The sequence below is a fragment of the Yoonia sp. R2-816 genome (genome assembly GCF_046762905.1).
Taxonomy (GTDB): Bacteria; Pseudomonadota; Alphaproteobacteria; order Rhodobacterales; family Rhodobacteraceae; genus Yoonia.
This window is the reverse complement of record NZ_JBKQXN010000207.1, coordinates 85,193-100,568: the sequence shown is the minus strand read 5'-3', so window position 1 is coordinate 100,568 and position 15,376 is coordinate 85,193. Positions and strand designations below refer to the sequence as shown.

20 protein-coding genes are annotated in these 15,376 nt (G+C 58.3%); 13 read left to right on the top strand and 7 right to left on the bottom strand.

The window, feature by feature from the left end; translation table 11 throughout:
• Positions 1–8: 8 nt before the first annotated feature.
• A complete protein-coding gene (locus ACFWW2_RS12790; protein WP_393928465.1) occupies positions 9–1,265 on the top strand; it encodes a glutamate-5-semialdehyde dehydrogenase in 1,257 nt (418 codons plus the stop codon).
• Here the strand turns inward: ACFWW2_RS12790 and ACFWW2_RS12785 are convergent.
• The gene (locus ACFWW2_RS12785) at positions 1,262–1,852 is read right to left on the bottom strand and encodes a histidine phosphotransferase family protein (RefSeq protein WP_393928464.1); all 591 of its coding nucleotides are present in this window, start codon (positions 1,850–1,852) and stop codon (positions 1,262–1,264) included. The two genes, ACFWW2_RS12790 and ACFWW2_RS12785, sit on opposite strands and share 4 nt — an antisense overlap.
• Positions 1,853–1,881: 29 nt before the next feature.
• Between ACFWW2_RS12785 and ACFWW2_RS12780 the strand changes: the two genes are divergently transcribed.
• The 3 genes from ACFWW2_RS12780 to ACFWW2_RS12770 all read left to right on the top strand — a co-directional run bounded on the left by ACFWW2_RS12780 (position 1,882) and on the right by ACFWW2_RS12770 (position 3,795).
• Positions 1,882–2,064 (top strand): DUF3553 domain-containing protein, encoded by a 183-nt coding sequence (locus ACFWW2_RS12780; RefSeq protein ID WP_393928463.1) that lies wholly within the window; start codon positions 1,882–1,884, stop codon positions 2,062–2,064.
• A 131-nt stretch (positions 2,065–2,195) separates the two neighbouring features.
• Positions 2,196–2,972, top strand: coding sequence for a GNAT family N-acetyltransferase (locus ACFWW2_RS12775; RefSeq protein ID WP_393928462.1), 777 nt, complete (start codon positions 2,196–2,198; stop codon positions 2,970–2,972).
• Positions 2,973–3,018: 46 nt separating this feature from the next.
• Positions 3,019–3,795 (top strand): lysophospholipid acyltransferase family protein, encoded by a 777-nt coding sequence (locus ACFWW2_RS12770; RefSeq protein WP_393928748.1) that lies wholly within the window; start codon positions 3,019–3,021, stop codon positions 3,793–3,795.
• Here ACFWW2_RS12770 and ACFWW2_RS12765 read toward each other — a convergent pair.
• Together ACFWW2_RS12765 and ACFWW2_RS12760 are read right to left on the bottom strand one after the other, a co-directional pair.
• On the bottom strand, positions 3,772–4,398 hold the full coding sequence (locus tag ACFWW2_RS12765) for a thiamine phosphate synthase (RefSeq protein ID WP_393928461.1): 627 nt from the start codon (positions 4,396–4,398) through the stop codon (positions 3,772–3,774). The two genes, ACFWW2_RS12770 and ACFWW2_RS12765, sit on opposite strands and share 24 nt — an antisense overlap.
• 61 nt (positions 4,399–4,459) lie before the next feature.
• The gene (locus ACFWW2_RS12760; RefSeq protein WP_393928460.1) at positions 4,460–4,858 is read right to left on the bottom strand and encodes a TfoX/Sxy family protein; all 399 of its coding nucleotides are present in this window, start codon (positions 4,856–4,858) and stop codon (positions 4,460–4,462) included.
• Here ACFWW2_RS12760 and ACFWW2_RS12755 point away from each other — a divergent pair.
• The 3 genes from ACFWW2_RS12755 (at position 4,857) to ACFWW2_RS12745 (ending at position 8,364) form a co-directional block, all read left to right on the top strand.
• Positions 4,857–5,603 (top strand): RNA methyltransferase, encoded by a 747-nt coding sequence (locus tag ACFWW2_RS12755; RefSeq protein ID WP_393928459.1) that lies wholly within the window; start codon positions 4,857–4,859, stop codon positions 5,601–5,603. The two genes, ACFWW2_RS12760 and ACFWW2_RS12755, sit on opposite strands and share 2 nt — an antisense overlap.
• A 154-nt stretch (positions 5,604–5,757) precedes the next feature.
• The gene (gene ctaA, locus ACFWW2_RS12750; protein WP_393928458.1) at positions 5,758–6,891 is read left to right on the top strand and encodes a heme A synthase; all 1,134 of its coding nucleotides are present in this window, start codon (positions 5,758–5,760) and stop codon (positions 6,889–6,891) included.
• A 3-nt stretch (positions 6,892–6,894) separates the two neighbouring features.
• Positions 6,895–8,364 (top strand): carboxypeptidase M32, encoded by a 1,470-nt coding sequence (locus ACFWW2_RS12745; protein WP_393928457.1) that lies wholly within the window; start codon positions 6,895–6,897, stop codon positions 8,362–8,364.
• Here ACFWW2_RS12745 and ACFWW2_RS12740 read toward each other — a convergent pair.
• Positions 8,361–9,143 (bottom strand): enoyl-CoA hydratase, encoded by a 783-nt coding sequence (locus tag ACFWW2_RS12740; protein ID WP_393928456.1) that lies wholly within the window; start codon positions 9,141–9,143, stop codon positions 8,361–8,363. The genes ACFWW2_RS12745 and ACFWW2_RS12740 overlap by 4 nt on opposite strands.
• Positions 9,144–9,194: 51 nt before the next feature.
• Here ACFWW2_RS12740 and ACFWW2_RS12735 point away from each other — a divergent pair, with 51 nt between their 5' ends.
• Positions 9,195–9,620 (top strand): PaaI family thioesterase, encoded by a 426-nt coding sequence (locus ACFWW2_RS12735; RefSeq protein ID WP_393928455.1) that lies wholly within the window; start codon positions 9,195–9,197, stop codon positions 9,618–9,620.
• Here ACFWW2_RS12735 and ACFWW2_RS12730 read toward each other — a convergent pair.
• Positions 9,613–10,656 carry a hypothetical protein gene (locus ACFWW2_RS12730; protein ID WP_393928454.1) on the bottom strand — a complete coding sequence of 348 codons (1,044 nt, stop codon included), beginning with the start codon at positions 10,654–10,656 and terminating at the stop codon, positions 9,613–9,615. The two genes, ACFWW2_RS12735 and ACFWW2_RS12730, sit on opposite strands and share 8 nt — an antisense overlap.
• Positions 10,656–10,970: a hypothetical protein gene (locus ACFWW2_RS12725; protein ID WP_393928453.1), complete on the bottom strand. Its 315-nt coding sequence runs from the start codon at positions 10,968–10,970 to the stop codon at positions 10,656–10,658. Before ACFWW2_RS12725 ends, ACFWW2_RS12730 begins: the two co-directional genes overlap by 1 nt.
• Positions 10,971–11,211: 241 nt before the next feature.
• Between ACFWW2_RS12725 and rplM the strand changes: the two genes are divergently transcribed.
• Together rplM and rpsI are read left to right on the top strand one after the other, a co-directional pair.
• On the top strand, positions 11,212–11,709 hold the full coding sequence (gene rplM, locus ACFWW2_RS12720) for a 50S ribosomal protein L13 (protein WP_393928452.1): 498 nt from the start codon (positions 11,212–11,214) through the stop codon (positions 11,707–11,709).
• Entirely contained in the window at positions 11,709–12,209 is a 501-nt protein-coding gene (rpsI, locus tag ACFWW2_RS12715; protein WP_393928451.1) for a 30S ribosomal protein S9, read from the top strand. The genes rplM and rpsI overlap by 1 nt, the downstream gene beginning before the upstream one ends.
• 51 nt (positions 12,210–12,260) lie before the next feature.
• Here the strand turns inward: rpsI and ACFWW2_RS12710 are convergent, their stop codons facing one another.
• Positions 12,261–12,500 carry an Lrp/AsnC ligand binding domain-containing protein gene (locus ACFWW2_RS12710; protein WP_393928746.1) on the bottom strand — a complete coding sequence of 80 codons (240 nt, stop codon included), beginning with the start codon at positions 12,498–12,500 and terminating at the stop codon, positions 12,261–12,263.
• Between the two features lie 107 nt (positions 12,501–12,607).
• On the opposite strand from ACFWW2_RS12710, the gene ACFWW2_RS12705 reads away from it, so the two are divergent.
• Genes ACFWW2_RS12705 through ACFWW2_RS12695 form a run of 3 tightly spaced genes read left to right on the top strand, consistent with a single transcriptional unit; the run spans position 12,608 to position 15,359 of the window.
• Positions 12,608–13,480, top strand: coding sequence for an ABC transporter permease (locus tag ACFWW2_RS12705; protein ID WP_393928450.1), 873 nt, complete (start codon positions 12,608–12,610; stop codon positions 13,478–13,480).
• Entirely contained in the window at positions 13,477–14,277 is an 801-nt protein-coding gene (locus tag ACFWW2_RS12700; protein ID WP_393928449.1) for an ABC transporter permease, read from the top strand. Before ACFWW2_RS12705 ends, ACFWW2_RS12700 begins: the two co-directional genes overlap by 4 nt.
• Entirely contained in the window at positions 14,274–15,359 is a 1,086-nt protein-coding gene (locus tag ACFWW2_RS12695; RefSeq protein ID WP_393928448.1) for an ABC transporter ATP-binding protein, read from the top strand. The genes ACFWW2_RS12700 and ACFWW2_RS12695 overlap by 4 nt, the downstream gene beginning before the upstream one ends.
• Positions 15,360–15,376 lie beyond the last annotated feature (17 nt).

Sequence of the window (15,376 nt, the reverse complement as noted above, 5' to 3'; positions counted from 1 at the left end):
ATATCGCTATGAACGATCACGACGCAATTGGACCTATGATCACCCAAATCGGGGCAAGGGCCCGTGCAGCTGCGGCGACACTCGCGACTGCCTCGGCCGAGGCCAAGGAAAACGCGCTGAATGCGGCGGCGGATGCCCTCTGGGACCAGCGCGCGACTATCATTGCCGCAAACAAACAGGACATGGCTTTCGGCGCCCAAAAGGGCCTGTCACCTGCGATGATGGACCGTTTGATGCTGGACAAGGACCGGATCAAGGGCATGGTTGATGGGTTGCGCGCGGTCGCCGGTCAAACCGACCCGGTCGGTGAGGTGGCCGAGGAATGGACACAGCCCAACGGCCTGCATATCCAGCGGGTGCGCACACCCATCGGGGTGATCGGCGTGATCTATGAAAGCCGCCCGAACGTGACGGCTGATGCCGGTGCGCTTTGCCTGAAATCCGGCAACGCGGTTATTCTGCGCGGTGGCTCGGAAAGCTTTCATTCCAGTCAGGCGATCCATGCCTGCCTTGTGGCTGGGCTTGCATCGGCGGGGCTGCCGGAAACCTCCATTCAACTGATCCCGACGCGCGACCGCGCCGCTGTCACGGCCATGCTGCAGGCCACCGACCATATCGATGTCATCGTCCCACGCGGCGGCAAGGGCCTTGTTGGTCTGGTACAGCGCGAGGCGCGGGTGCCGGTCTTTGCCCATCTGGAAGGCATCTGCCACGTCTATGTCGACGGTGACGCCGATCTGGAAAAAGCCAAGGCGGTTGTGCTGAACGCCAAGACGCGGCGCACGGGTATCTGTGGGTCGGCTGAGACGCTGCTGGTCGATAAAGCCTTTCATGACACGCATGGTGACGTGCTGACCGAAGCGCTGATGAATGCGGGCGTCGAGGTCCGGGCGGATGCCAGTCTGAAAGGCAGTGTGGCCGCACAACCAGACGATTTTGGCAAAGAGTTCCTCGATATGATCATCGCTGCAAAGGTAGTGGATGGGGTTGATGACGCGATTGCGCATATCCGCCAATATGGCTCAAACCATACCGACGCGATCATCACCGAAAATGATGCCATCGCTGAACGGTTCTTTCATCAACTCGACAGTGCGATCCTGATGCGCAACGCCTCGACCCAGTTTGCCGATGGCGGTGAATTCGGCATGGGGGCCGAGATCGGGATCGCCACAGGCAAACTGCATGCACGCGGGCCGGTTGGGGCGGTACAACTGACCAGCTTCAAATATCTTGTCACGGGTGACGGAACAGTGCGGCCCTAGAACCGCGCGACGATACGATCCTCGTGAAGATCAAGCCGCAGCGCGCGCCCTGCTTCTGCCAATACGTCCGGCAGCAGGGCGAATTGGACCTGTGCCGCCTTATGATCCACCTGATGATGACGATTTGTCAGGCTATCCCACAGTGCGGCATCAATCTTCATACGTTGACCCTGGGCGCGCAGCGTCCAAGTGCCCCCTGACAGATCAATATGAACGTTACCCCCCATCGGCATAGCGGTTTCAAAGCATTGCAACATCAGAAAGGCACAGCGCACATCGCGGCGCGGCTGATCCTCCGCGATCTGCCAGTCATAAATGAACCGTCCACCCTGCGCGACGGCCGCCAGGATCGATTGCACCTCTGACGGCCCAACAATCTGATCTGCACCGGCGGCCCCGAATGCCATGCGGAAAAACCTGATCCGGGCATTGGCGTTTTGAACACTCTCGCTGATCAGGTCCATTTCGGCCCCGGCACCGCCATCGGTCAGGGCCAGCAACTCAACCCCATTGCCGATCGCGCCAATAGGGCTGATAAGGTCATGGCAGATGCGCGAGCCGACCAGTGCTGCAAGATCAGTGGGCATGGGGCAAACTCCGTCCTGAGGGGAAAGACATGTCAGATATCAACGCATTGCTGACACCGGGCATGCTGGTGCAGCACCCGCAGCAACCCGGTTGGGGCGTCGGGCAGGTACAATCAAACATCGGCGGCAAGATCACCGTGAACTTCCGCGAGGCAGGCAAGGTTGTGATTGATGCGACGCAGGTCACGCTCATCTTGATCGGATCCACGTAAATCGGTTCAACCATGGGTAGCACGCAGGGGTTTTCTGTCAACGTTCGTAACTCCCAGCTAGCGAGGAATTGGTTGCCAAAAGGTTACCACACTCCTAGAAAAATCGCGCAGGCAAAAGGGTCCGCAGACAGATGAACCGGCACGGACCTCTTTTCAAAACCTCCATCGCGCAGACTAAGGCAGAGATCGCAGCAGCCCAGAAACTGCGCTACCGCGTGTTTATCGAAGAACTGGGCGGCACCGGCCCAATGGTTGACCACGCGGCCCGGCTGGAACGTGACCGGTTCGATGATCACGCGATCCACATCATCCTGCGCGATATGACCCGGGTGGCGGATGACCAGATTGTCGGGGTCTACCGGGTGATGACAGCTGCAGGTGCAGCAGCGGCTGGGCAGTATTATTGTGAAGATGAGTATGATCTGACCCCGCTCAAAGCGACTGGTCAAACGCTTTTGGAACTGGGGCGGTCCTGCCTGCATCCGGCCTATCGGCGCGGTCCTGGCCTGATGCATCTGTGGTCCGGGCTGGCAGATTTCGTGGAGGACAATGACGTCGACATCCTCTTTGGCGTGGCCTCTTTCCATGGCACCGATGTCAACGCATTGGCTGCACCGCTCAGCCTGCTGCATGACCGGCATCTGGCCCCGGAACATTTGCGGGTGACAGCGCGACCGCCTGGGGCGCGTGCCATGAACATGTGCGACACCGACCAGATCGACAAGGTGGCGGCGACGCGCGCCATTCCGGCCCTGATCAAGGCCTATCTGCGGCTTGGCGGTGTGGTGGGCGACGGCGCCTTCGTGGATCAGGCGTTCAACACAACCGATATCTGCCTGATCCTGCCCACCGACGCGGTCGGCGCGATGCAGCGGCGTGTCTATGAACGGGGCCAGGGGCTTGCCTGACGTTTGGTACAGCGATGACGACCCAGCATTGCCACCGGTCAGTCCCATGGGCTGGGTCAGGGTGGCGCGGCGCGGGATACCTTTGGGCCTGCTTGTCTTTGGCGGGCTTCTGATCCTGCTTATGGTTCGGCTGGTCGAATGGCCGCTTTTTGGGCAACGCCGTCCCATCACCCCGCACATCACCCAATTTGTCTGCCGCAATGCCTTTCGCATCCTCGGGATGCGATACCAGGCCATCGGCGTGCCCATGCAAGGCCCCGGTGCCGTCGTGTCCAATCACGTCTCGTGGCTGGATATTCTAGCGCTGAACGCGCGCAAACGGATTTATTTCGTCGCCAAGGCCGAGGTCGCAGGCTGGCCCGGTATCGGCTGGCTGGCCCGGGCCACGGGCACGGTGTTCATCAAACGGGACCGGCGCGAGGTGGCAGCGCAAATCGACCTCTTCCGCACCAGGCTTGCGGCAGGGCACAAACTTCTGTTCTTTCCCGAAGGCACCTCTACCGACGGGCGGCGGGTGCTGCCGTTCAAACCCGCGCTGTTTGGGGCGTTCTTCGATCCCGCGCTCGCTGATCAGCTGCAACTACAGCCCGTGACCTTGAATTATGAGGCACCTGTCGGCGTTAATCCACGCTTTTACGGATGGTGGGGGGATATGGAACTGGCCCCGCATCTGCTTGGCGTGCTGTCAGCGCCACGGCAGGGTGGGGTGAGCGTCCATTACCATGATCCAAACAGTTTGGCGGTCTTCACCGACCGCAAGACACTGGCCAAAACGCTCGAAGAACAGGTGCGCGCTGGTCTAACCGCCCATAGCGACACGTAAATCGCGCAGGGCTGACACAGGATCATCCTGCGCCCAAACCTCATCACCGATCCCGAAGAAATCCGTGTGCGGGGCCAAGGCCCGGATCAGGTCGGCGTCAAGCGCCCCTTCGGCCACAACCGGCACCTCGATCATCAGCGACCACCATTCAAACAGCTCCAGTTCGGCCTGACGGCCATCACCCAAGGGCGTCACACCAACGGGGCCAAAGCTCACATAATCCGCGCCCAACTCACCAGCAGTCATGCCATCATGGCGGGAATTGCCGCAAAAGCTGCCCACAATGGCGTCCGGACCCAGTTCCTTGCGGACTTTCTTGACCGACCGTGCACCATCAGGCAGATGCACACCATCAAGACCCAGCCGTTCCACCATCAGGATATGGCTGTCGATGACCAGTGCGACATCACGGGCATGGGTCACCTCGCGCAGCGCGTCAGCCGCCTTGGAAATGCGCAGATCATCCTTGGTGCCAAGCGCCAGCCGCACGCAGGCGACCTCGGTCGCGTCAAGACAGGCGGCCAGTTGATCGGGATAGGTGGAAAGGTCAAACTCTGACGGGGTGATCAGATAGATTTGCGGTGCATCTTGGGCGTCCGACATCGGGGCGTTCCGGAATTATTCTTGCGTTGCGGGCGTTTGTAACCGGGATTGGCAGGCTTGGCTATGCCTTGGGTGGCAGCGATGACGCATAGGCCAGTGCCATTTTCACGATCTGCGTGCGGCGGGCATCATCAGCGATGAGATCTTCAGAGATATCGACCATCCCACCCATCTTGCGCCCGGTAAAGGACAGCTCTGCCACTCCATTAATCTGTAGCGCCTCGGCCTCAGCCGCCTTGCCAACCCGTGCCATGCCACCGCCACGATGCACGCCACAGATCATGTTGCCATGTTTCAGGAAACATAAGCCGCCAAACATCTTCTTCTCTGAAATCCCCACCTCATCAGCCAGTTCGGTACGCATCAGTTCCGCGTGCCCTTCATCATAGGCCATGACCCCCTCCTTGCCTTGCGATTTGGCGCAGCGTATCACGCCGCGACCACCAAAAGGAACCAGCATGCCAACCCCTCATCCACAACCTGCCTTTGTCCTGATCCGGCCCCAGATGGGCGAAAATATCGGGGCAGCCGCGCGGGCGATGTGGAATTTCGGACTGGACCGGATGCGCATCGTCGACCCGCGCGATGGCTGGCCCAACCAAAAGGCGGTGGCGATGGCCAGCGGGGCCGGGCGGTTACTGGACGAAGCACAGTTGTTTGACGACACCGCCGGCGCGATTGGTGATTGCTCATTCGTCTACGCCACCACCGCGCGGCCACGCGGGCTGACCAAACCCGTCTTCACGCCAGAGGCTGCGATGCAGGACGCGCGCGCGCGGATTGCAGCGGGCGAAAGGGTCGCAGTCATGTTCGGCCCCGAACGGGCGGGAATGGAAAACGATGACATCGCACGCGCCAACGCCATCATCTCGGTCCCGGTCAATCCGGATTTCCCGTCGCTCAACCTTGCGCAATGTGTGCTGCTGACCGGCTATGAATGGCGGCGCGATACCGTCCCGGCGGAGGCGACGCGTGTCGACGCACTTGGTGACTGGGCCGAACAGATCGAAATCGAAAAGCTGGCTGATCATTACGAGGAACGGCTGGATCAGGCTGGCTTCTTCTTTCCCGACCACAAGGCGGCGAACATGAAAATCAACATGCGCAACCTGTGGTCGCGGATGCCGCTGACGCGGGCGGACGTGCAGATGCTGCATGGGATCATGCGGCAGATGGTCCGCTGGAAAGAACGCGATAAAGGTTAATATGCGGTCCGCCAAGCGCTCGTTGGGGTCCGACGTTTTGCCGACGCAAATCCGACGCGAGGCCGACCGCCCGTTTTGGCCTCGCGCGGCATCCTGACGCTTGCAGCCGCCCGGCGTCAGACATAGGTTCCGGCCAAGCAATTGCGGAGCAACCATGCCATCCAAGCGCAGCATCTTTGAAGAGGTCGGCGAAACCCCCAAACAAACCGCCACGCCCGGCGGGATCGACAAGGCGGGGCAAGGCGCGCGGGGTGCGATCCGCATTTGGCTGATGGTGCTTTTTGCATTGGTCGTGATCATGATCGCCGTCGGGGGTTTAACCCGGCTGACCGATAGCGGTCTGTCCATCACCGAATGGAAACCGGTTACCGGTGCACTGCCCCCGATATCGGCAGAGGCGTGGACCGAAGAGTTCGACAAATACCGCGCGATTCCCGAATATCAATTGCAAAACAAAGGGATGACCCTGGAAGAATTCAAGGTCATCTACTGGTGGGAATGGGGGCATCGGCAATTGGGCCGGGTCATTGGCGTGGTCTGGGCGGCAGGATTCCTGTTATTTCTTGCGACGAAAAAGATCCCGACCGGCTGGACCGGCAGGCTTCTTTTCATCGGCGCGCTTGGCGGATTGCAGGGCTTCATCGGCTGGTGGATGGTGTCATCCGGCCTGCGTGAAGGCATGCTTGATGTCGCCTCTTACCGGCTTGCCACGCATCTTGGGCTGGCCTTTGTCATCTTGAGTTTCATCGCCTGGTACATCTATCGGCTGGGCCGCACACAGGCCGAACTGCTTCAGGCGCGCCGCAGTGCCGATGCCGGATTATCACGTCTTTCCAACGTGTTAATCGGTTTCGCGTTCCTGCAAATCCTGATCGGCGCACTGGTGGCCGGGATCGACGCAGGCCGCGCCTATCCCGACTGGCCGCTGATGGCTGGGGGTTTCCTGCCGCCACAGCCGTTTGATCTGCAGCCGATCTGGCGCAACTTTTTCGAGGATGCGGGGCTTGTGCAGTTCATGCACAGAATGGCCGGTTACATTTTGTTTTTGTTCAGTATTTTCGTCTGGCTGCGGGCGCGCAAATCGGCGAACCGGCGCACGCAGGCCGCGTTCAACATGGTCATCGCGATGATGTTCATCCAGATGTTGCTGGGCATCGTGACCGTCATCTATTCCGCACCATGGCACATCGCGATCCTGCATCAGTTCGGCGCAGTCCTGCTTTGGGCGATGATCCTGCGTGGCCGTTTTCTGGCGCAATACCCCATTCCACAATCCGTCCGAGGCTAAATAATGTCAGCATATCAAGACCTTATGGCGTTTCAGCGGGAAACTGAGGCGCTTAGCCAAATTGCCAGTCGGCTTGGGTGGGATCAGGAAACCGTCATGCCAGAGGGGGCGACACCGCAACGATCCGAAGAACACGGCGCCATGGCCAACATCCTGCACGCCCGCCGGATCGACCCGCGCGTCGGCGAGTGGCTGGAAAAGGCAGAGGCCGCTGATGATATCGCGGCGGCGAACCTGCGCGAGATCAGGCGCAGCTACGAACGGACCGCAAAAGTGCCGGCGCGGCTTGCAGCGGAACTGGCCAAGACAACATCGCTGGCCCATCGTATCTGGGCGCAGGCCAGAGCAGAAGAAGACGTCGCCGCTTTTCTGCCTATTTTACAAAAGGTTGTGGACCTTAGGAAAGAAGAGGCTGCCGCCGTTGCCGGTGACGCTGACCCATATGACGCATTGTTGGACGACTATGAACCCGGTGCCACAGGTGCCAGCCTTGCCGCCATGTTCGACGCGCTTAGGCCCCGGCTTGTGGCGTTGCGCGCGGCCATCCTCGATCAACCCGCCCCCGCATCGATATCGGGTACCTTCGACGAGGCCGGGCAGCTGGAGATTTCCAGGAAACTGGCACTGGCCTTCGGCTACAGCCTGGAAAACGGTCGAATCGATAAGGCAGTCCATCCGTTTTCCTCTGGCTCAGGCTTGGATGTGCGGATCACCACGCGGACGAGCGCGGAGGATCCCTTCAACTGCTTCTACTCGACCGTGCATGAGGTCGGCCATGCCACCTATGAGCAAGGTATTGATGATCAACACCTTCTGACCCCGCTTGGGCGTGGCGTATCCATGGGTGTGCATGAAAGCCAAAGCCGCATCTATGAAAACCAGCTGGGGCGTAGCCGCGCCTTTACCGGCTGGCTCTACGGCCAAATGCGCGACACCTTCGGTGATTTCGGTATTGCGGATGAAGAGACATTCTATGCCACGGTGAACCGCGTGCATGACGGGTTTATCCGCACCGAAGCGGATGAGGTGCAATATAATCTGCATGTCTTGCTGCGCTTTGATCTGGAGCGTGCATTGATCGCCGGTGATTTGGCGGTGGATGATCTGGAAGCCGCCTGGAACGACCGGTTCAAGGCTGATTTTGGCTATGCGGTCGACAGACCTTCAAACGGTGTCCTGCAGGATGTGCACTGGTCGGAAGGGCTATTTGGCTATTTCCCGACCTACACGCTGGGCAATGTCTATGCCGGGTGTTTGCACGACGCCCTGCGCGCGGATGTGTCCGGCCTGGATGATGATCTGGCCAATGGTAATACATCGCGGGCGACAGGGTGGCTGCGCGAGAGCCTGCAGCAATTCGGCGGCTTGCGCAGCCCGGTGGAGACGATCGAGCACGCCGCTGGAAGGGCGCCGGATGAGGGTCCGCTTTTGAATTATCTTGAGGATAAATTCGGTGGCATCTACGGGCTCTAACTCCAGTCCGGGTCACGTTTTTCCAGAAAGGCGTTGATCCCTTCGTCAGTGTCCTGATCTAGCATATTGTGCACCATGACATCCCCGGTGAAACGATAGGCATCTGCGACAGGCATCTGAATTTGCTGGTAAAATGCCTCCTTCCCGATTTTGACGGCTGATGGCAGTTTGGTTGCGATAGACTGGGCCAGTTCTTGTGTCTCTCGCTCCAGCGCATCGGAATGCACGGCGCGATTGATGAGGCCTAGGTCCTGCGCCTCGCGGGCATTGATGAACCGCCCGGTGGTCAGCATCTCGAACGCGACCTTGCGGGGGATGTTGCGGGTCAGCGCGACCATAGGGGTCGAACAGAACAGCCCGATATTCACCCCGTTGACGCCAAAACGTGTTTCGTCGTCCGATATCGCCATGTCGCAGGTCGCGACCAGCTGACAGCCGGCCGCCGTGGCGATCCCGTGGACTTGCGCAATGACTGGCTGGGGCAGGGACTGAACGCGTGCCATCAGTGCCGCACAGCGGTCGAACAGGTCCTTGAAATAGGCCGCACCACCATCCTCTGCCTGACGGACTGCCTGCATTTCCTTCAGATCGTGGCCGGCACAGAATGCCTTGCCGGCCCCGCGCAGGATCACCACCCGCACAGCCGGATCGTTGGCGATCCCGTCAAGCGCATGGTGCAGCGTCGCGATCATCGCGTCAGACAGCGCGTTCAGGCGCGCCGGCGCATTCATGGTGAGCGTCGCGACCGACGCCGCGTCACTGCGTTCAAGGATTGTCATCATCGCCCTCCCGTGCTGATTTGACCCAAGGTTAAGTCAGCGGAGGCCGATATGGAACTCAAGATGGATATTCCGCAGTTGGAAGCTTTCGTTGCTGAGCAGTTTCCGCAACTTGGCGATGATTTTCTGATTGAAGAGCTGACACCGGGCGGCGTGCGCGTGCGGCTGAAAGTGGCGGAGCGGCATCTGCGGCCTGGCGGCACGGTGTCTGGTCCGTCCATGTTCGCACTGGCTGATGTGGGCATGTATCTGGCGATATTGGGCCGGATCGGGCCTGTCGCACTGGCTGTGACCACGAATTGTGCGATTGATTTCATGCGCAAACCGGCGGCCCATGCTGACATGATCTGCGAGACACGGCTGCTGAAACTCGGTCGGGTGCTGGCCGTTGGTGATGCCATCCTTTTCAGTGAAGGGCAGGTGGCCCCGGTGGCGCGCGCTTCGCTCACCTATTCCATACCGCCCGCACCTAAATGAACTGGGCCGCCCCCCAGACCCATCCAATCAGGATGGTGGCAGCTGAAACTGCTGCGGCATAACCGGCAAGTTTCAGGCGCGAAAACGGGCGTTCGCCAAAGGTGCGCCCGTGAATCCCACAGACAACGATCTTCTTGGGTTTGTCGCCATAGTGATAATGCAGAATCCAGACCGGTAGCAGGATACGTCGGTAGCGAATACCGGTTGTATCGGTCTTATAGCTCAGATCGATGATCCGGTTTTTATTGATCCGCTTCTTGATCTGGTTGCGGATCAGCAAATCCTTGTCGGCGGCATTGGCGGCCAGCCCTTCGCCCACGCTTTGATGATGCCGTTCGGCGGCAAAACCCGCCAGATAGGCCGGATCATAAGATCGCAAGCTGTCAGGGTGGAAATCATGCAGGATGCCGTCGCGGATCAGCGGCGTGATGTGGTGCGATGCGGGCATCAGCAGATCATCAAAGACAACGGTCATATCGCCGCCGGTCGAACGGGTTTCCCAGTTCTTGCCCCGCTTGACCCTGTATCGGGCGAGGTAATTGATGGCCTCGCGGCTATCAAAGGTCCAGAATGGGGCATATAGCCCGGCAACCCGCCCCTGCGACACGATACCGGGCAGATCATCAGGGGCCGCCAGCCGTGCCTTGACCCAGGCCAGTGCGCGCTCTTGTGCCTCGGCCTCGGTGATCCGGAACGGGATGACTCCCATGGTCTGATAGCTGGCTTCCTGTGCTTTGAGAACAACGGGTCCATCGCAATAGGCGCAGCGTTCTGACAGGGCAGGACCGGTAAACACAACCTCACCCCCGCAGGTCTGGCATTGATGGGTTGTGGTGTTGGTCAGAATGGTTTGTTCGGTGTGGGCGGTGTCCGGGTGATAGTGGAATTCGCGCGCAGGATCGGTGCTGGTGTCATGCGCAATCGGGTGAACGGCACCGCAGCTTGTGCATTTCAGCGCTGCATCAGACGGGGAATAGCTGCACTGCCCCCCGCATGCCGCGCATTGCAGATCGGATTGGGCTGCGCGCAGGGCCATCAGTCATCACCCAATGCGGCTGCGATCTCAAGCAGGATACGCAACCGCAACCATGACCGATTGATCGCTCCTTCCAGATCGCCGCTGCTGGACCAGTCGCCAAGGATTGTTGCCAGAAACCATGTGGTCATGATCCAGAAGGCGATCATCGACCAGCCTGACACGGTTCTGAGCCAGCCGGCTGAACCTTGTTTCAACTCGTGTTTGCCTTCATAGATCTGGATCAGCTTTGTGACCGGATAAATCCCAACAAGGGTTGCGGCCGCCAGTAAGATGAGCCCGAAGATATAGGGGAGAAGGAGATCAAGAAACATGGGTGCCGAATGCCTGTAGTCGCTGATCAAAACTTGTGGGCAGGTGGATCCGGTTTGGCAAGAGAACCAGCATAACTAACGTCGAGTGATTTATGGGGTAATATAATACCTAATTTGTAATGCATTGTTTTTACTAAACTTACTCGAGCAAGCGACGCTTGACTGCCAATCGCATCTCTCTATAACGGCGCAATCTGAATGACCTCCGTGGCCGATGCCACCCCAACGATATTGGTGAGATATGAAAACCTTTACCGCGACCCCGGCGGATATCGACAAGAAATGGATCCTGATCGACGCCGAAGGCGTTGTTCTGGGCCGTCTTGCGTCGATCGTCGCCATGCGCTTGCGCGGCAAGCATAAACCATCCTTCACGCCGCACATGGATATGGGCGACAACGTGATCGTCATCAACGCCGAAAAAATCCAGATGACCGGCAACAAGCGTGATGAGCGTTACTACTGGCACACCGGCCACCCGGGCGGGATCAAATCCAAGACCAAAGCCGAGATCCTGGAAGGCGCGCATCCCGAGCGCGTTGTGATGAAGGCCATTCAGCGCATGCTGCCCGGTGGCAAGCTGAGCCGCAAGCAAATGACAAACCTGCGCGTTTTTGCAGGCGCTGAACATGGCATGGATGCCCAGAAGCCCGAAGTTCTGGATGTTGCCTCCATGAACAAAAAGAACACACGTACACAGCATAAAGCCGACACAACCGGCACACCGGGGAGTGCATAATGGCCGATCAAGTAAACTCGCTCGAAGAGCTGGGCCAAGTCGCCGAGGGCGTCGAAGCTGTTGATGCACCTGTGGTTGAAACTGCCGCCCCCCGTGAACCTGTTCGCGACGAACTGGGCCGGTCCTACGCCACCGGTAAGCGCAAGGATGCGGTTGCCCGTGTCTGGATCAAGCCGGGTTCAGGCAAGGTGACTGTCAATGGCAAGGACATGAATAGCTATTTCGCCCGTCCTGTGCTGCAAATGATCCTCGCCCAGCCGTTTTCGGTCGCTGGCGTGACAGGTCAATTTGACGTGGTTGCCACGGTCAAAGGCGGCGGTTTGTCGGGTCAAGCTGGAGCGGTCAAGCACGGCGTGTCCAAGGCACTGCAGCTTTATGACCCAAGCCTGCGTCCGGCGCTGAAAGCGGCCGGCTTCCTGACCCGCGACAGCCGCGTGGTTGAGCGGAAGAAATACGGTAAAGCGAAAGCGCGTAAGAGCTTCCAGTTCTCCAAGCGCTAGTTGCTGGCAAGATGTTTTGGAAAGGGCGGTCCGTTTGGGCCGCCTTTTTCGTTAGAACGCCTTGAAAGTCAGGGTCGTCAGGGATCGCTCTATCCCGTTGATATCCAATAGGTTTTCGTTGATATATTTGCCTACATCCTCGCCCTCGGGGATGTAGAGCTTCATCAGCAGGTCGAAATCGCCGCTGGTTGAATAAAGCTCTGAATGGATTTCACGCAGGGCAATGGCGTCGGCCACATCATAGGTGGTGCCGGGTTTGCAGCGGATCTGGACAAAGACGCAGGTCATCAGGTTTTCCTAAGGTCGGGGTTTGAAATGACCATAGCTGTTGCGCCGCGTGATGCAAATTCTGTGTCTTGCGTATTGATCTTTTTGTCGCGCCGGGAAAGCATCGGAAGATGTGGCGCAGATTGACAGCGACGGAAGGCGGGCAGGGGTTGCTGATGGTCAGCCCGCCCTTGATCTATGCGCTGGCGCTGCTGGCAGTTCCATTGGGGGCAATCCTGTTGTTCAGTTTCTGGACGCAGGATTTCATGGCGGTAGATACGACATTTACGCTCAACAATTACCGCGAGATCGCTGAAAAACCGATCTACGGTGCCTTGCTGCAGCGGTCGTTATTCGTGGCCGGCTGTGTGACCATCATGACGGTTATCCTTGCATTTCCAGTGGCTTACTTCGTGTCGTTCCATGTCAGGCCAGAACGTAAATCGCTGTGGCTGTTCCTGATCACAATCCCCTTTTGGACATCCTATCTGATCCGGGTTTTTCTGTGGAAAGTGATCTTGGGCTATAACGGCGTGATCAATACCGGGCTGATCAATCTGGGTCTGATCGAGGAGCCGCTTACCTTTATCCTGTATAATGTGAACGCCGTGATCATCACGCTGGCCCATGCCTTTGCCCCTTTTGCGATCCTGCCTATTTTCGTGGCGCTGGAAAAGATCGATCGCTCGCTGCTGGAGGCAAGCCAGGATCTGGGCGAAAGCAAATTCATGACCTTTCTGCGGGTCACGCTACCGCTATCGATGCCGGGTGTTGTGGCGGCTGTTCTGATCGTCTTTATCCCGACAATCGGGGATTATGTCACGCCAGAGCTGATGGGTGGGGCGGGCGGCAAGCTGATTGCGAACATGATCCAGACGCAGTTTCTGGCGCTTAATAACGCGCCATTGGGTGCGGCGCTGGCCATTGTCGCGATGCTGAGCGTTTCGGCGATTTCGCTGGTCTTTGTTCTGCTGAACCGTCGATGGTTGAAGGGGCGATCATGAGCCTGCGTGTCTATGCCATTGCCTATCTGATTTTCCTTTATGCCCCAATCGCTTTGCTGCCGATCTTCGCGTTTAATGACGCAACGATCATTGCCTTTCCGCTGAGCGGGGGCACGACGAAGTGGTTTGGTGAACTGATGACCAACAGCGCATTGCATACGGCTGTTGGCAATTCGCTTTTCATTGCGGTGATGACATCGATTCTGTCCACTTTGCTGGGTGTCTGTGCGGCGCGCGCGGGTGCGATGTACCGCTTTCCCATGAAGGCCGGGATCATGGGGTTCATCATGTTACCCCTTGTTTTGCCTGAGATTATTGTCGCCGTGTCGCTTTTGGTGGTGGTTGTGCAGATCCTTGATCTTGGGCTGTCCAATTGGACGATCATCGCGGCACATGTGCTTATCTGCACACCGTTTTCTATCGCAATCCTTAATGGAGCGTTTCAGAACCTGGATCCGTCGATGGAAGAGGCGGCGATGGATTTGGGAGAGAGCCGGTTTTCAGCCTTTCGCCTTGTCACTTTGCCACTGGTGATGCCGGGGATTATTGCGTCGATGCTGATTGCCTTCACGATCAGCCTGGATGAATTCATCATCGCGTTTTTCCTGTCGGGGTCGAGCCCGACGATGCCGGTCTATATCTGGGGTTTGCTGCGCTTTCCACAATCTTTGCCGGTGGTTATGGCACTGGGCACGATCCTGGTTGCGCTGTCTATCCTGTTGTTAACAATCGCAGAAATCCTGCGTCGCCGTGGCATGGCGCGTGTCGGGGTGAAGGACAAGGGAGGGTTTCTGTGACCCCATTGATCACGTTGAAGGGTGTTAACAAGCACTATGGCGACTATCACGCCTTGCGCGATATTGATCTTGAGATTGGCGAGGGCGAGTTCTTTTCCCTGCTTGGCCCATCTGGCTGCGGGAAGACAACCCTGCTGCGCACGATTGCGGGATTTGAAAGTGTTTCCAACGGGTTGGTGACCATTGGTGGCAAGGATATGGCGGGCGTGCCTGCCAATCTGCGCCCGACGAACATGGTGTTTCAATCCTACGCGATTTTTCCGCATTTGAGCGTTGCTGAGAACGTCGCCTTTGGTCTGCGCAAACGGTCGGATTTGGACACCAAGGCGAAACAGACGCTGGTTGAGGATGCGCTGGATATGGTGGGTTTGGATGGCTATGGTAAGCGCGCCGCACATGCCCTGTCTGGAGGGCAACGGCAGCGCGTTGCATTGGCCAGAGCATTGATTCTGAAACCGAAAGTGCTGCTGCTGGATGAGCCGCTTTCGGCGCTGGACAAGAAGATGCGTGAACAGATGCAGGTGGAGCTGATGCGCCTGCAACGCCATGTGGGGATCACGTTCATCCTGGTCACACATGACCAGGAAGAGGCGCTGGTGATGTCCGACCGGATTGCGGTGATGTTTGAAGGGCGGATCGGACAACTTGCGGATGCCGAGACCCTTTATCGTCGTCCGCGTAATCAGCAGGTCGCTGATTTTATTGGAAAAATGAACTTTCTTGACGTGGAGGTGCGATCATCAAACGAGCCCGTTGATCTGGAGATATCGGGTCTGGGACGGGTGACAATTTCGCCGGATCAGGTGCCGGAGCCGGTGACGATCGGCAAGGCGATTGTTGGCATCCGGCCTGAAACGCTCAGCCTGCTTTTTGATGGCGAAACGACCGATCTGCGGTTGATCGACGGGGTGGTGGACGAGGTCGTTTATTATGGCGACATGACCTATTACGATGTGCGGGTTCAAGGTGTTGAAAAACCACTGAATATCGCGATGAAAAACGTGATCGGACGCCCGGTTTTGGATGTGGGTGCCGCGACGCGGGTGGTGTGGGATGAGCGGTCTTTGGTATTGCTTAATTGACCGTGCGCGCAACGGTT

Excerpts from the sequence above, each read along its gene's own strand:
- rplM (WP_393928452.1), top strand. The coding sequence starts at position 11,212 with ATGAAAACCTTTACCGCGACCCCGGCGGATATCGACAAGAAATGGATC.
- ctaA (WP_393928458.1), top strand. The coding sequence starts at position 5,758 with ATGCCATCCAAGCGCAGCATCTTTGAAGAGGTCGGCGAAACCCCCAAA.
- ACFWW2_RS12755 (WP_393928459.1), top strand. The coding sequence starts at position 4,857 with ATGCCAACCCCTCATCCACAACCTGCCTTTGTCCTGATCCGGCCCCAG.
- ACFWW2_RS12735 (WP_393928455.1), top strand. The coding sequence starts at position 9,195 with ATGGAACTCAAGATGGATATTCCGCAGTTGGAAGCTTTCGTTGCTGAG.
- ACFWW2_RS12770 (WP_393928748.1), top strand. The coding sequence starts at position 3,019 with ATGGGCTGGGTCAGGGTGGCGCGGCGCGGGATACCTTTGGGCCTGCTT.
- ACFWW2_RS12790 (WP_393928465.1), top strand. The coding sequence starts at position 9 with ATGAACGATCACGACGCAATTGGACCTATGATCACCCAAATCGGGGCA.
- ACFWW2_RS12765 (WP_393928461.1), bottom strand. The coding sequence starts at position 4,398 with ATGTCGGACGCCCAAGATGCACCGCAAATCTATCTGATCACCCCGTCA.
- ACFWW2_RS12785 (WP_393928464.1), bottom strand. The coding sequence starts at position 1,852 with ATGCCCACTGATCTTGCAGCACTGGTCGGCTCGCGCATCTGCCATGAC.
- ACFWW2_RS12745 (WP_393928457.1), top strand. The coding sequence starts at position 6,895 with ATGTCAGCATATCAAGACCTTATGGCGTTTCAGCGGGAAACTGAGGCG.
- rpsI (WP_393928451.1), top strand. The coding sequence starts at position 11,709 with ATGGCCGATCAAGTAAACTCGCTCGAAGAGCTGGGCCAAGTCGCCGAG.
- ACFWW2_RS12730 (WP_393928454.1), bottom strand. The coding sequence starts at position 10,656 with ATGGCCCTGCGCGCAGCCCAATCCGATCTGCAATGCGCGGCATGCGGG.
- ACFWW2_RS12705 (WP_393928450.1), top strand. The coding sequence starts at position 12,608 with ATGTGGCGCAGATTGACAGCGACGGAAGGCGGGCAGGGGTTGCTGATG.
- ACFWW2_RS12700 (WP_393928449.1), top strand. The coding sequence starts at position 13,477 with ATGAGCCTGCGTGTCTATGCCATTGCCTATCTGATTTTCCTTTATGCC.
- ACFWW2_RS12780 (WP_393928463.1), top strand. The coding sequence starts at position 1,882 with ATGTCAGATATCAACGCATTGCTGACACCGGGCATGCTGGTGCAGCAC.
- ACFWW2_RS12725 (WP_393928453.1), bottom strand. The coding sequence starts at position 10,970 with ATGTTTCTTGATCTCCTTCTCCCCTATATCTTCGGGCTCATCTTACTG.
- ACFWW2_RS12775 (WP_393928462.1), top strand. The coding sequence starts at position 2,196 with ATGAACCGGCACGGACCTCTTTTCAAAACCTCCATCGCGCAGACTAAG.
- ACFWW2_RS12740 (WP_393928456.1), bottom strand. The coding sequence starts at position 9,143 with ATGACAATCCTTGAACGCAGTGACGCGGCGTCGGTCGCGACGCTCACC.
- ACFWW2_RS12760 (WP_393928460.1), bottom strand. The coding sequence starts at position 4,858 with ATGCTGGTTCCTTTTGGTGGTCGCGGCGTGATACGCTGCGCCAAATCG.